The organism is Klenkia terrae (assembly GCF_037083865.1).
Lineage (GTDB): Bacteria > Actinomycetota > Actinomycetes > Mycobacteriales > Geodermatophilaceae > Klenkia > Klenkia terrae.
The window spans coordinates 18,775-32,756 of sequence record NZ_JBAPLV010000025.1 but is presented as its reverse complement, the minus strand read 5'-3'; the positions used below and the strand labels follow the sequence as shown (position 1 = coordinate 32,756).

Sequence of the window (13,982 nt, the reverse complement as noted above, 5' to 3'; positions counted from 1 at the left end):
GGTCGGGGGCGCGGCCACCTACCCTGGGACCCGTGCCGGTCTCCTCTGTCGTCGTCCGCCGCGTGGCCCTCGCCAACGCCGTCGCCAACGGCCTGATCGTCGTCACCGGGGGTGCGGTCCGGCTCACCGGTTCGGGCCTGGGCTGCCCCACCTGGCCCGAGTGCACCGACGGCTCGATCACCCCCACCGCCGAGCTCGCCGGCCACGGGCTCATCGAGTTCGGCAACCGGCTGCTGACCTTCGCCCTGGCGGTCATCGCGATCGCCACCGTCGTCGTGGTGTGGCGCTCGGCCCGCCGCGAGCTGCGGAAGTGGGCGATCGGCAGCTTCCTGGGCATCCCGGCGCAGGCCCTGCTCGGCGGGGTCACCGTGCTCACCGGCCTGAACCCGTGGACGGTCGCCGCGCACTTCCTGGTGTCGATGGTGCTGGTGGCGGTGGCGACCACGCTGTGGCTGCGCTCCCGGGAGCCCGGCGTGGGCCAGCTGCTGGTCCGCCGTCCGATCGCCCTGCTGATCACCGGGATCGCCGTGGCGGTGGGCGCCGTCCAGGTGTTCGGCACCGTCGTCACCGGGTCCGGCCCGCACAGCGGCGACCCGGAGGCCGGGCGCACCGGCCTCGACCCCGAGCTGGTCAGCCAGCTGCACGCCGACGTCGTCTTCCTGCTCATCGGGCTGACCGTCGCGCTGCTGGTGGCCCTCTACGCCACCGACTCCGCCAGTCGGGTCCGCCGGGCCGCCCGAGACCTGCTGGTGGTCGAGCTGGCCCAGGGCGTGATCGGCTACGTGCAGTACTTCACCGGCCTGCCCGTCGTCCTGGTGCTGCTGCACATGGCCGGCGCCGTGCTGATCACCGCCTACACCGCCCGGCTGCTCTGGGCGGTCCGCGGCCCGCGCACCGAGGCCACCCTCGAGCCCGCCGCCGACGCCTTCGCCACCACCCGCTGACCCCTGGGGCGCCTCCGCGGCGTCGCGTGACAGCTCAGTGCGGTCCGGCGACGCCCAGCACCGCGCTCAGCCGCCACTCGACGGGCCGACGCCGGCCATCCGGGCGCATCGCCGTCGAGTGACGGCTCAGCGTGGATCAACAGCCCCCGCATCCACGCTCACCCGTCAGCCGGCGCCCTGGCCCCGGCCACCCGGGCCCAGCACCAGCTTCACCACCGTCGAGTGACAGCTCAGTGCGGCCCGGCGGCATCCAGGACCGCGGTCAGCTGTCACTCGACGAGCGGCGCCGGCCATCCAGGCACGTCATCGTCGGCTGACGGCTCAGCGTGGATGGCCGGCCTGCGGGTCCACGCTGAGCCGTCACCGGACGCGCGGCGTGCGGTCACACCCGCGGCAGGACGTCGAGTGGCAGCTCAGCGTGGATAGCCGGCGTCCCCGCGCCCGCTCAGCTGTCGGTCGACGCAGCAGGGCGCCTAGGCGAGCACAGCGACCGGCCATCGGTCGCCGCGCGATCGACGTGCACCGTCAGACGAGGACGTCGACGACCAGGGCGATGGACAGCAGGGTCATGTAGGTGATCGACACCGAGAACAGCCGCATCGGGCGGTCGGCGCCGCCGCCGCGGATCCGCGCCAGCCAGGCGTGCGACTCGTAGACGTACCAGGCACCCAGCGCGATGACCGGGACGCCCGCGATCCAGCCCAGCCCCGGGGTCACCGGCACCATCAGGGCCGACACGGCGAGCGTGCCCCAGGCCCACGCGATGGACTGCCGTCCGACGCTGACCGGGCCGGCCACCACCGACAGCATCGGGACGCCGGCGCGGAAGTAGTCGTAGCGGTAGCGGCTGGCCAGCGCCCAGAAGTGCGGCATCTGCCAGCAGAAGACGATGCCGAAGAACACCACGGCCGGCCAGGCCAACGACCCGGTGACCGCGGCCCAGCCGATGAGCACCGGGGCCGCGCCGGGGAGGCCGCCGAACACCGTGTTGTGGTGGGTCCGGCGCTTGAGCACCATCGTGTAGAAGACCGAGTAGGCCAGCATCGCCACGGCGGTCAGCGCGGTGGCCAGCGGCGTGGTGAAGACCCCGAGCACGACCAGGGAGACCCAGGCCAGCAGGACGCCGAAGATCAGCGCCGAGCGCGGGCTGATGACGCCGGTGACGATCGGCCGGTCGCGGGTGCGCGACATGATCCGGTCGATGTCGCGGTCGTACCAGCAGTTGATCGTGTTGGCCGCACCCGCGGCCAGCATGCCGCCGACCAGGGTGGCCAGCGCGAGGCCCGTCCCGGGCCAGCCGCCGGCGGCCAGCATCATCGCCGGGAGCGTGGTCACCAGCAGCAGCTCGACCAGCTTGGGCTTGGTGAGCGAGACGTAGGCGCCCACCAGGGCCAGCGGCGGGGTACGCCGCACCACGGCACGCCGTTCGGCCACGGAGGTCACGAGTCGACTCACACCATTCAGACCGGGGCGGGCAGAGGTCGACCCCACTCTAGCCCCGAGACCGGGTGCGGTCCTTCCCTACCACTAGGGTTCCCGACGTTGATGGTGCGCGCCTCGCGGGTAGGGCCCAGGTCGGCAACGACGACGACCGGCAGTCACCCCGGCATCGCCCCCGACCCATGACCGATCCCGAGGGAGCACCCGCCAGATGGCAGACAAGAGCACCGAGTCCGAGGCCCCGGCCGAGGCCGCGACCGACAGCCCGACCGGCGCGCCCGAGCAGCCGAACCCCACCCTCCCCGAGGGCTTCACCGAGCTGGACCGCCGGGCGATCGACACCGCCCGCGTGCTGGCGATGGACGCCGTCCAGAAGACCGGCAACGGCCACCCCGGGACGGCGATGAGCCTGGCCCCGCTGGCCTACCTGCTCTTCCAGAAGCACCTCAAGCACGACCCGTCGGAGCCGAACTGGGTCGCCCGCGACCGCTTCGTCCTCTCCCCCGGCCACACCGCGCTGACGCTCTACACCGAGCTCTACTTCTCCGGCTACGGCCTGGAGCTCGACGACCTCAAGGCGCTGCGCACCTGGGGCTCCAGGACCCCGGGCCACCCCGAGGTCGGCCACACCACCGGCGTCGAGACCACCACCGGCCCGCTGGGCCAGGGCGTGGGCAACGCGGTCGGCATGGCCATGGCCGCCCGCCGCGAGCGCGGCATCTGGGACCCGACGACGGACCCGTCCGCCGACAGCCTCTTCGACCACACCATCTGGGCGATCGCCTCCGACGGCGACATGGAGGAGGGCATCTCCGGCGAGGCGTCCTCGCTGGCCGGCACGCAGCAGCTGGGCAACCTCGTCGTCGTCTACGACGACAACAAGATCTCCATCGAGGACGACACGACCGTCGCCTTCACCGAGGACGTCGGCAAGCGCTACGAGGCCTACGGCTGGCACGTCCAGCACGTCGCCGACGGCGAGGACCTCGCCTCCCTGGACGCCGCGCTGACCGCCGCGAAGGCCGAGACCGGCCGTCCCTCGCTGATCGTGATGCGCACGGTGCTGGCATGGCCGGCGCCGAACAAGCAGAACACCGGCGCCGCGCACGGCTCCGCCCTCGGCGACGACGAGGTCGCGGCCACCAAGGAGATCCTCGGCTTCGACCCGGCGCAGACCTTCGAGGTCGCCGACGAGGTCATCGCGCACACCCGCAAGGTGATCGAGCGCGGGCAGGCCGCCCGCGCCGAGTGGCAGCCCCGCTTCGACGCCTGGCGCTCGGCGAACGCCGACCAGGCCGCGCTGTTCGACCGCATGACGACCCGCACCCTCCCCGAGGGCTGGGCCGACGCGCTGCCGACCTTCGACGCCGACCCCAAGGGCATGGCCACCCGCAAGGCCTCCGGTGCCGTGCTGGCCGCCATCTACCCGGCGCTGCCGGAGCTGTGGGGCGGGTCGGCCGACCTGGCCGAGTCCAACAACACCGCGGTCGAGGGCGAGCCCTCGTTCCTGCCCTCGGTGCACCAGACCAAGATGTGGAGCGGTGGCCCCTACGGCCGCACGCTGCACTTCGGCATCCGCGAGCACGCCATGGGCTCGATCATGAACGGCATCGCGCTGCACGGCGGCACCCGCGTCTACGGCGGCACGTTCCTGACGTTCTCGGACTACATGCGCCCCGCCGTCCGGCTCGCCGCGCTCATGCAGCTGCCGGTCACCTACGTGTGGACGCACGACTCCATCGGCCTGGGCGAGGACGGCCCGACGCACCAGCCGATCGAGCACCTGGCCGCGCTGCGGGCGATCATCGGCCTGGACGTCGTCCGCCCGGCCGACGCCAACGAGACCGCGGTCGCCTGGCGCACCATCCTCGAGCACGACGACCGGCCCGCCGGCATCATCCTGTCCCGGCAGAACCTGCCGATCGTGGACCGCGCCGAGTTCGGCTCGGCCGAGGGCACCGCCAAGGGCGCCTACGTGCTGGCCGAGGCCAGCTCCGGCACCCCCGAGGTGATCCTGATGAGCACCGGGTCCGAGGTGCAGATCGCCGTCGCCGCGCGCGAGCAGCTCGAGGCCGCGGGCACCCCGACCCGGGTGGTCTCCATCCCGTGCCAGGAGTGGTTCGCCGAGCAGGACCAGGCCTACCGCGACGAGGTCTTCCCCCCGTCGGTCAAGGCCCGGGTCTCCATCGAGGCCGCCATCGCCATGGGCTGGCGCGACTTCGTCGGCGACGCCGGCCGGATCATCGGGCTGGACCACTACGGCGCCAGCGCCCCGTACACGAAGCTCTACGAGGAGTTCGGGCTCACCGCCGAGGCCGTCGTGGCCGCGGCCCGCGAGAGCATCCAGGCCGCGTCCGCGGGCACCGGCCTCTCCGCCGGCGGCGACGTCGTCGGCGGCCTGCACACCCAGCGCACCGGCGACCAGAAGTAGAGAGGGACACCGAGATGACCCAGAACGAGAACCTGGCGAGCCTGTCGAAGGCGGGTGTCGCCGTGTGGCTGGACGACCTGTCCCGCGACCGGATCCGCAGCGGCAACCTGCAGTCCCTGGTCGACGAGCACTCCGTCGTCGGCGTCACCACGAACCCGTCGATCTTCGCCGCCGCGATCAGCGGCTCGGAGTCCTACGACGACCAGCTGCACGCCATGGCCGTCCGCGGGGTCTCGGTCGAGGAGGCGCTGCGCACCATCACCGCCTCCGACGTCCGGGACGCCTGCGACCTGCTCGCGCCGGTCGCCGCCCGCACCGGCCGCGACGGCCGCGTCTCCCTCGAGGTCGCCCCCGGGCTGGCCCACGAGACCGACGCGACCGCCGCCGAGGCCGCCCACCTGTGGTGGCTGGTCGACCGGCCGAACCTGTTCATCAAGATCCCGGCCACCGTCGAGGGCCTGCCGGCCATCACCGAGACGATCGCCAACGGGATCAGCGTCAACGTCACCCTCATCTTCAGCCTCGAGCGCTACAAGGCCGTCATGGAGGCCTACCTCGCCGGCCTGGAGAAGCGCGCCGAGGACCCCGAGGCGAGCTTCGAGGGCATCGAGAGCGTCGCGTCCTTCTTCGTGTCCCGCGTGGACACCGAGATCGACAAGCGCCTGGACGACGCCGGTGCCGACCCCTCCCTCAAGGGCAAGGCTGGCATCGCCAACGCCCAGCTGGCCTACGAGGCCTACGAGGAGATCTTCTCCTCCGACCGCTGGAAGGCCCTCGAGGCTCGGGGCGCCAGCAAGCAGCGCCCGCTGTGGGCCTCCACCGGGGTGAAGAACCCCGACTACAGCGACACGATGTACCTGTCCGAGCTGGTCGGCGCCGACACCGTGAACACGATGCCGGAGAAGACCATGCAGGCCTTCGCCGACCACGGCCAGGTCGGCCGCCCGGTGACTGACACCTACGCCGACGCCGCGGCCGTCATGCAGTCGGTGACCGACGCCGGGGTCGACCTGGACGACGTGTTCGCCGTGCTGGAGACCGAGGGCGTGCAGAAGTTCAACGACGCCTGGGATGAACTCTCGACGTCGGTGGCCGAACAGCTCAAGGACAAGAAGTAGTCGAAGGACTCCTGACCGGGGGCCGGCGCACCGCCGCGCCGGCCCCTGTTGTCCCCCACCACCCCACAGCACCTGAGGGACGGATGACCACCAACCCGTTGCGCGACCCGAGGGACCGGCGGTTGCCCCGGGTCCCCGAACCCTGTGCCCTCGTGGTCTTCGGCATCACCGGGGACCTCGCCCGCAAGAAGCTGCTGCCGGCGGTCTACGACCTCGCCAACCGCGGCCTGCTCCCCACCAACTTCGCGCTGCTGGGCTTCGCCCGCCGCGACTGGGACGACGTCGACTTCGCCGAGCTGTCCCGCACCGCGGCCCGCGAGCACGCCCGCACCCCGTGGCGCGAGGAGGTCTGGGAGCGGCTGTCGAACTCGGTCCGCTTCATCCAGGGCTCCTTCGACGACGACGACGCCTTCGACGAGCTCGCCCGCACCCTCGGCGAGCTGGAGGGCAGCCACGGCATCGGCGGGAACGCGGCGTTCTACCTGTCCATCCCGCCGAGCATGTTCCCCGTCGTCCTCAAGCAGATGCAGCGCACCGGGATGGCCGAGAGCACCTCCGACCGCTGGCGCCGGGTGGTCGTGGAGAAGCCGTTCGGCACCGACCTGCCCTCCAGTCGCGAGCTCAACGGGCTGGTCGACTCGGTCTTCAGCGCCGACGACGTCTTCCGCATCGACCACTACCTGGGCAAGGAGACGGTGCAGAACCTCCTGGCCCTGCGCTTCGCCAACACCCTCTTCGAGCCGGTCTGGAACGGCGCGCACGTCGACTCCGTGCAGATCACCATGGCCGAGGACGTCGGCATCGGCGGGCGCGCGGAGTTCTACGAGCGCACCGGCGCCGCCCGCGACGTGCTGCAGAACCACCTGCTGCAGCTGCTCGCGCTCACCGCGATGGAGGAGCCCGTCGAGTTCTCCGCCGAGGAGATCCGCACCGAGAAGCTCAAGGTGCTGCGGGCCATCTCGGTGCCCAAGGACATGGCCCGCTTCGCCGTCCGCGGCCAGTACGAGCAGGGCTGGCTCGCCGGCCAGCGGGCCAAGGGCTACCGGCAGGAGGACGGCGTCGCCGAGGACTCCCGCACCGAGACCTACACCGCCGTCCGGCTGGGCGTGGAGACCCGGCGCTGGGCCGGCGTCCCGTTCTACCTGCGCACCGGCAAGCGGCTCCCCCGCCGGGTCACCGAGATCGCGCTGTCGTTCCGAAAGGCCCCGCACCTGCCCTTCGCGCCCACCGACACCGAGGAGCTCGGCCACAACCAGCTCGTCGTCCGGGTGCAGCCCGACGAGGGGGTCACCCTCAAGTTCGGGTCGAAGGTGCCGGGCAGCGTGATGGAGGTCCGCGACGTGTCGATGGACTTCCTGTACGGCGAGCAGTTCACCGAGTCCTCCCCGGAGGCCTACGAGCGGCTGCTGCTGGACGTGCTGCTGGGCGACGCGACGCTCTTCCCGCGCAACGCCGAGGTCGAGGCCTCCTGGGCGGTCATCGACCCGCTGGAGGAGTACTGGTCCAGCACCACCCCGTTCTCCTACCGGGCCGGCGAGTGGGGCCCGCGGGCCGCCGACGAGATGCTCGCCTCCGAGGGCCGGGCATGGCGCCGGCCGTGACCGCACCCCACCGACTCCTGGAGGACCCCAAGTGAGCACGCTGTGGGACACCAACGGCTCCGCGATCGTCAAGGAGCTCGCCGCGCAGCGCCGCACCGGTGGTGCGGTGATGAGCGGGGTCGCGCTGACCCTGGTCGTCGTGGCCGACGAGGACCGGGTCGCCGAGGCCGAGGCCGCTGCGGCCGCCGCCGCCGAGGTGCACCCGTGCCGGCTGCTGGTGGTCGTCCGCCGCCAGGTCGAGGCGCCGTCCCCGCGGCTGGACGCCGAGGTGCTCATCGGCGGCCGGCTGGGCCCCGGCGAGGCCGTGGTCATGCGGATGTACGGCCGGCTCGGCCTGCACGCGGAGTCCGTCGTGCTGCCGCTGCTCGCCGCCGACGCCCCCGTCGTCACCTGGTGGTTCTCCGCCGCCCCCGACCGCATCGAGACCGACGCGCTGGGTGTGATCGCCAACCGGCGGGTCACCGACAGCCTGATGGCCGCCGACGGCGTCGCGGCGCTGCGGCAGCGGGCCGAGGACTTCGCCCCCGGCGACACCGACCTGGCCTGGACCCGGAGCACGCCCTGGCGGTCCACGCTGGCCTCCACCCTGGACGCCGTGGTCGGTCGCCGCGGTGGCCCGGTGCAGGTGCTCGCGGGCCAGGTGGTCGGCGACCCGGAGAACCCCACCGCCCAGCTGGTCGCCGGCTGGCTCAGCGCCCGCTGCGGCTGCAAGGTCACCGTCGAGGCCGGGCAGCGCAGCACCGGGTCCAAGGGCATCGACACCGTCGTCCTGACGCTGGACCAGGACGAGGAGGTCCGGCTCACCGACGACCGCAAGGGCGGGGCGGTCATCAGCCAGCCCTACCGGCCCGACTCCACCGTCGCGCTCACCAAGCGGTCCCTCGGCGAGCTGATCGGCGAGGAGATGAAGCGGCTGGACTCCGACGAGCCCTACCGCGAGGCCCTGGAGGCGGCCACCGGCCTGACCGGGCTGGCCGACCGCCCGGCGGTCCGCGAGCACCGCTGGTTCGACCCCATGCGCCCCGTGCAGCCGGCTCCCACGGTGCCCGCGGACTCGACCGAGGACGACGAGGTCGCGCAGACCGGCACCGGCCCGGGCGACGACGACGGCGGCGACGACTCCCCGGCGGAGGCGTGAGCAGCCCGGAGGTCGTCGTCCGGCCCGACGCCGACGACCTGGCCGCCACGGTGGCCCGGGAGCTGGTGGCGCGGCTGGCCGCGGCCCAGGCCGAGCACGGCACCGCCTCGGTGGTGCTGACCGGCGGGGGCATCGGCACCGCGGTGCTGCGCGCGGTCGCCGCGGCCGGCTCGGCGGTCGACTGGAATGCCGTCGACGTGTGGTGGGGCGACGAGCGCTGGGTGGCCGCCGACGACGACGACCGCAACGAGAAGGGCGCCCGCGAGGCGCTGCTGGACGTCGTCGGCGTCCCGGCCGACCGGGTGCACGCGATCCCGGCCTCGGACGCCGGCTTCGCCGAGCCGGAGGACGCCGCGGCCGCCTACGCCGCGGAGCTCACCCGGGTCGGCGGCGGGGCGCTGCCGCGGATCGACGTGCTGCTGCTCGGCGTCGGGCCCGAGGGCCACGTGGCCTCGATCTTCCCGGACTCCCCCGCGGTCGGCGACGACCGGGCGGTGGTCGCCGTCCGCGACTGCCCCAAGCCGCCCCCCACCCGGGTGAGCCTGGGGTTCGCCACGATCACCGCCGCCGACGAGGTGTGGCTGCTGGTCTCCGGCGAGGGCAAGGCCGAGGCCGTGGCCCGGGCGCTGTCCGGTGGCGAGACGCCGGCGAGCCTGCCGGCGGCCGGCGCCGTGGGGCGCCGGGACACCCGCTGGATGCTCGACCAGGACGCCGCCTCCCAGCTCGGCTGAGCCGGGCGGCGGCGTCCTGTCGTCATGCTCCGCGTCGGGCGCGGAGCTTGCTGAGCGCCTCCTCGAGGAGGGCGTCGCCGTCGGCGTCGGTCCGGCGTTCCCGGACGTAGGCCAGGTGCGTCTTGTACGGCTCGTTGCGCGGCGGCGGCGGCGGGTTCTGCTCGTCCTGGCCGGCCGGGAGCCCGCAGCGCGGGCAGTCCCAGGTCTCGGGGACCTCGACGTCGTGCGCGAAGGCGATCGGGGTGTCGTGGCGCTTGGCGCACCAGAAGACGACCCGCACCCGCGGGGCCGACTCCCCCCGCTCGGACTCACCCATCGGACCTGCCCCGACCCGGCTGCCCCGGATCGCGCTCCCACCAGCCACGTGCGCTCCCACCCTCAGGTTTCCCGTCCGAACCCCCGCGGCGTGGAGTGTAGGCCCACTCAGGTGACACCCAGGTCACGATGAGGAGACGGGAAAGTCCTGGTCAGGTCGGTGTTGCCCGACCGGATGGCGGGCGTCAGACCTTGAGGAGGATGCCCAGCCCGATGATGCACACGGTCCAGATGGCCGCGGTGAAGACGGTCAGCCGGTTGAGGTTCTTCTCGACCACCGAGGACCCGGACAGCGAGGACGACGCGGCGCCGCCGAACATGGAGGAGAGCCCACCGCCCTTGCCGCGGTGCAGCAGGATGAGCACGATGAGCAGCAGGCTGGTGAGCACCAGCAGCACGTTCAGGACGATCTCGATCACGGGTTCTCCAGTTCGAGCGGGCAGCCGACGGACCAGCCTACGGGACGCCGGTCAGCCGCCGACCACGCCGGCCGTGGCCACGTCGTAGCCGTTGTAGGGCAGCATGACGACCCCGTTGCGCAGCCGCTGGCCGGCCAGCAGCTGCACCCGGGTCTCGGCCAGCGGCACGAGGGCGTGGGTGGCCAGCGCGGTGTCCGCGACCGCCGCCCAGGCGGCGACGTCCCCGGCCCCCACCGCGGCGTCGACGGCGGCGTCCACCCCGGGGTCGTTCAGCAGCGCGTAGTTGGCGTTGCCGGCCTGCTCGGTGATCGACCGTCCGTCCACCAGCGGGACCAGGAACGAGGCCGGGGTCGGCAGGTCGGCGGCGTAGCTGGCCAGCACCATCCCGTACTGGCCGCCGTTGATCGCGGCCGGTGAGCCGATGCCGGCGGTGTAGTAGGTGGTGGCGTCCAGCGGGGCGAGGGTCACCACGATGCCCACCTGCGCGAACTGGGCGACCAGCCGCTCGGCGACGGACACCGACATGGGCACGTCGGGGACGGCCATCGTCACCGCGAAGCCGTCGGGTCGACCGCACGCGGCCAGCGCCTGCCGCGCGGCGTCCAGGTCGGCCGCCGGGTCCGGGTCGGCGGGGCCGCCGGGGAGCGAGCGGGGCCACAGCACCGAGCTGCGCACCGCGTCGCCGAGGTCCTGCAGGGCGTCCTGCACGTCGGCCCGGTCCACGACAGCGGCCACCGCGGCCCGGCAGTCCGGGACCGTCATCGGCTCCACGGTGGTGGGCAGCGCCAGCACGCGCAGCGACCCGGTGGTCAGGTCGTCGACCCGGCCGGCCAGGTCCTCGTCCTCGGCGAACCGGTTCACGGTGGCCTGCTGCACCCCGATGCCCGACAGGTCGACGTCCGCTGACCCGGCCAGCAGCGCCTGGTCGCGGTCCAGCCCGGTCAGCCCGGTCCGGACGACCACCTGGTCGGGCAGGGCGGTGCGCACCGGGTCGCTGTCGGGCGTCCAGGCCGGGTTGCGGTCCAGCACGATCCCGGTCTGCGGGTCGACCGAGGTGATCGCGTAGGGCCCCGACGAGACCGGGTCGGCCTCGTAGCCCGCACCGGTGTCGTTCTCCACCGGCACCGGGGACGACGACGGCAGCGCCAGCACGAACGGGAAGTCCGGTGCGGCGCGGGAGAGGGTGAACTCGATCGTCGCGTCGTCCGGGGTGGCGATGGTGGTCAGGCCCAGGCGGTCCGGCGACTCGTCCTGGTAGGGCCCGGCGTAGAGGCTGTCGGGGTCCAGCAGGTCCAGCACGAAGTTCGGCCCGCCGCTCACCACGTCGACGGCGAAGGATCGCTCGATGCCGTACTTGACGTCGCGGCTGGTGATCGGCCGGCCGGTCTCGAAGACCGCCCCGGGGCGCAGCGTGAACCGCCAGGTGACCCCGCCGTCCGGCGTCGTCCCGAGGTCGGTGGCGAGGTCGGGCACGAGCTGGTCGGTGCTGCCCGGGGTGCTCGAGTAGGTGACCAGCGTGCGGGTGTAGAGCCGCATCAGGTTCCAGATGGCCGGCACGTTGGACCGCTGCGGATCCAGGCTGTCCACCTGCGCGGTGACCAGTCGCAGGGTGCCGCCCTGGGCCTCCGACGGGGACCGGACGCCGTCCAGCCCGCCGTCGGGGGTGCCCCCGACCGTCGGCACCGAGCTGTCGGCGGGGTCGCCCCCGCTGCAGCCGGCCAGGAGGGCGACCAGCACGAGCAGGGCGAGGACGGCACGGGACCGGTGCGGGTGGGGCCTCACGGGGGCGGCGGTCCTCCGGTGGGTGGGCCGCCGCCCCTGCGGGTCAGCGGCTCTCGGCTGCGGTGCGGCAGATGGAGACGAACTCGTCGGCGTCCAGGCTCGCGCCGCCCACCAGTGCCCCGTCCACGTCCGGTCCGGCGAGGATGCCCGCGGTGTTGCCGGCCTTCACCGAACCCCCGTAGAGGATACGGACGACGTCGGCGGTCTCCGGCCCGAAACGCTCGGCGAGCCGCGCCCGGATCGCGCCGCACACCTCCTGCGCGTCCTCGGGGGTCGCCACCTCGCCGGTGCCGATCGCCCACACCGGCTCGTAGGCCACGACGACGCCGGCCACGGTGGCCGCGTCCAGGCCCTCGAGCGCCGCATCGAGCTGCGCGGTGGTGTACGGGACGTGCTCGCCGGCCTTGCGGACGTCGAGCCCCTCCCCCACGCACAGGATCGGCACCAGCTCGTGCTCGATCGCCTTGCGCACCTTGGCCGCCACGACCTCGTCGGTCTCGGCGTGCAGCGCCCGCCGCTCCGAGTGGCCGACGACGACGTAGGTGCAGGCCAGCGCCTTGAGCTGGGCGCCGCTGATCTCACCGGTGTAGGCACCGGAGTCGGCGACCGACAGGTCCTGCCCGCCGAAGCCGATCTCGATCTTGTCGCCCTGCACCAGCGTCTGCACGCTGCGGATGGCGGTGAACGGCGGGACGACGACCACCTCGGCCGCCTCCAGCTCGGGCTCCTTGAGGCCGAACGCGACCTTCTGGACCAGGCCGATGGCCTCCAGGTGGGTCAGGTTCATCTTCCAGTTGCCGGCGATGAGCGGCCGGCGACCCTGGTAGACCTTCCCGGACTTCGTGCGGGCCATCAGACGGCCCCGTCCGCGAGCACGGCCAGGCCCGGGAGCTCGCGCCCCTCCAGGAACTCGAGCGACGCACCGCCCCCGGTGGAGATGTGGCCGTAGGCGTCCTCGTCCAGGCCGAGCTGGCGGACCGCGGCGGCGGAGTCGCCGCCGCCGACCACGGACAGCCCGTCGACGGCGGCCACCGCGGTGGCCACCCCCCGAGTGCCGTGGGTGAACGGCGCCAGCTCGAACACGCCCATCGGGCCGTTCCAGAAGACCGTGTGCGCATCGGCCAGCTGGCCGGCGAACAGCTCGACGGTGTGCGGGCCGACGTCGAGGCCCTTGAGCCCGTCGGGGATGGCCTGCACCGGCACCACCTTGACCTGGGCGTCGGCGACCAGCGCCTCGGCGCAGACCACGTCGACCGGCAGCACGATCTTGTCCCCGGCCTGCTCGAGCAGCCGGCGGCAGGTGTCCACCTGGTCGGTCTCCAGCAGCGAGTCGCCGACCCCGTGGCCCTGGGCGGCCAGGAAGGTGAAGCACATCCCGCCGCCCACCAGCAGCTTGTCCACCGTGGGCAGCAGCGACTCGATGACGGCGAGCTTGTCGCTGACCTTCGAGCCGCCGAGCACGACGACGTAGGGCCGCTGGGGCTCCCCGGTCAGCCGGGTGAGCACCTCGAGCTCGCGGGCGACCAGCCGGCCGGCCGCGTGCGGCAGCCGCAGCGCCACGTCGTAGACCGAGGCGTGCTTGCGGTGCACGGCCCCGAAGGCGTCGTCGACGTAGAGGTCGGCCAGGGCGGCGAACCGGTCGGCCAGCGCGCCCCGGGCGTCGTCGTCCTTGCTGGTCTCGGCCGCCTCGAAGCGGACGTTCTCCAGCAGGCAGACGTCGCCGTCGGTCAGCGCCGCGACCGCGGCCTGGGCACCGGAGCCGGCGGTGTCGGTGGCCAGCGGGACGGGCACGCCCAGCAGCTCCGACAGCCGGGCGGCGACCGGCGCCAGGGAGAACCGGGGGTCCGGCTCGCCCTTGGGCCGGCCCAGGTGCGCCGCGACGACGACGCGGGCGCCGGCGTCGCGGAGCGCCTGCAAGGTGGGCAGGCTGGCCCGGATCCGGCCGTCGTCGGTGATGACCCGATCGCCGGTGGAGTCGTCGAGGGGCACGTTCAGGTCGGCGCGCAGGAGCACGCGCTTGCCCTCGACCCCCTCGGCGATCAGCTCGTCGACGGTCCGCATCG

Annotated in this window: 12 protein-coding genes; 6 read left to right on the top strand and 6 right to left on the bottom strand. The window is 73.4% G+C overall.

Features of this window, described 5'->3' with window-relative positions:
* The first annotated feature begins 32 nt into the window (after positions 1-32).
* Positions 33-944: a COX15/CtaA family protein gene (locus UXQ13_RS18960; protein WP_225235414.1), complete on the top strand. Its 912-nt coding sequence runs from the start codon at positions 33-35 to the stop codon at positions 942-944.
* Between the two features lie 525 nt (positions 945-1,469).
* Here UXQ13_RS18960 and UXQ13_RS18955 read toward each other — a convergent pair.
* Positions 1,470-2,387, bottom strand: a complete 918-nt coding sequence (locus tag UXQ13_RS18955) for a heme o synthase (RefSeq protein ID WP_225235412.1) — start codon at positions 2,385-2,387, stop codon at positions 1,470-1,472.
* Positions 2,388-2,595: 208 nt separating this feature from the next.
* On the opposite strand from UXQ13_RS18955, the gene tkt reads away from it, so the two are divergent.
* From tkt to pgl, 5 genes are all read left to right on the top strand, one after another.
* A complete protein-coding gene (tkt, locus tag UXQ13_RS18950) occupies positions 2,596-4,815 on the top strand; it encodes a transketolase (protein WP_336392737.1) in 2,220 nt (739 codons plus the stop codon).
* Positions 4,816-4,829: 14 nt separating this feature from the next.
* Positions 4,830-5,933 carry a transaldolase gene (gene tal, locus UXQ13_RS18945; protein WP_225235410.1) on the top strand — a complete coding sequence of 368 codons (1,104 nt, stop codon included), beginning with the start codon at positions 4,830-4,832 and terminating at the stop codon, positions 5,931-5,933.
* An 83-nt stretch (positions 5,934-6,016) separates the two neighbouring features.
* Positions 6,017-7,534: a glucose-6-phosphate dehydrogenase gene (gene zwf, locus UXQ13_RS18940; protein WP_225235409.1), complete on the top strand. Its 1,518-nt coding sequence runs from the start codon at positions 6,017-6,019 to the stop codon at positions 7,532-7,534.
* 31 nt (positions 7,535-7,565) lie between these two features.
* Positions 7,566-8,672, top strand: a complete 1,107-nt coding sequence (locus tag UXQ13_RS18935; protein WP_225235408.1) for a glucose-6-phosphate dehydrogenase assembly protein OpcA — start codon at positions 7,566-7,568, stop codon at positions 8,670-8,672.
* The gene (gene pgl, locus UXQ13_RS18930; protein ID WP_225235407.1) at positions 8,669-9,403 is read left to right on the top strand and encodes a 6-phosphogluconolactonase; all 735 of its coding nucleotides are present in this window, start codon (positions 8,669-8,671) and stop codon (positions 9,401-9,403) included. Before UXQ13_RS18935 ends, pgl begins: the two co-directional genes overlap by 4 nt.
* 22 nt (positions 9,404-9,425) lie before the next feature.
* On the opposite strand, the gene UXQ13_RS18925 is transcribed toward pgl, so the two are convergent.
* From UXQ13_RS18925 to UXQ13_RS18905, 5 genes are all read right to left on the bottom strand, one after another.
* The gene (locus tag UXQ13_RS18925; RefSeq protein WP_225235406.1) at positions 9,426-9,767 is read right to left on the bottom strand and encodes an RNA polymerase-binding protein RbpA; all 342 of its coding nucleotides are present in this window, start codon (positions 9,765-9,767) and stop codon (positions 9,426-9,428) included.
* A gap of 136 nt (positions 9,768-9,903) precedes the next feature.
* Complete coding sequence (secG, locus tag UXQ13_RS18920) at positions 9,904-10,137, bottom strand: preprotein translocase subunit SecG (protein ID WP_263639396.1); 234 nt, start codon at positions 10,135-10,137, stop codon at positions 9,904-9,906.
* 51 nt (positions 10,138-10,188) lie between these two features.
* Complete coding sequence (locus UXQ13_RS18915; RefSeq protein ID WP_336392736.1) at positions 10,189-11,919, bottom strand: ABC transporter substrate-binding protein; 1,731 nt, start codon at positions 11,917-11,919, stop codon at positions 10,189-10,191.
* A 43-nt stretch (positions 11,920-11,962) separates the two neighbouring features.
* The gene (gene tpiA / locus UXQ13_RS18910) at positions 11,963-12,772 is read right to left on the bottom strand and encodes a triose-phosphate isomerase (protein WP_225235404.1); all 810 of its coding nucleotides are present in this window, start codon (positions 12,770-12,772) and stop codon (positions 11,963-11,965) included.
* Complete coding sequence (locus UXQ13_RS18905) at positions 12,772-13,980, bottom strand: phosphoglycerate kinase (RefSeq protein ID WP_225235403.1); 1,209 nt, start codon at positions 13,978-13,980, stop codon at positions 12,772-12,774. Before UXQ13_RS18905 ends, tpiA begins: the two co-directional genes overlap by 1 nt.
* Between the last annotated feature and the right edge of the window lie 2 nt (positions 13,981-13,982).

Excerpts from the sequence above, each read along its gene's own strand:
- tkt (WP_336392737.1), top strand. The coding sequence starts at position 2,596 with ATGGCAGACAAGAGCACCGAGTCCGAGGCCCCGGCCGAGGCCGCGACC.
- tal (WP_225235410.1), top strand. The coding sequence starts at position 4,830 with ATGACCCAGAACGAGAACCTGGCGAGCCTGTCGAAGGCGGGTGTCGCC.
- zwf (WP_225235409.1), top strand. The coding sequence starts at position 6,017 with ATGACCACCAACCCGTTGCGCGACCCGAGGGACCGGCGGTTGCCCCGG.
- tpiA (WP_225235404.1), bottom strand. The coding sequence starts at position 12,772 with ATGGCCCGCACGAAGTCCGGGAAGGTCTACCAGGGTCGCCGGCCGCTC.
- UXQ13_RS18905 (WP_225235403.1), bottom strand. The coding sequence starts at position 13,980 with ATGCGGACCGTCGACGAGCTGATCGCCGAGGGGGTCGAGGGCAAGCGC.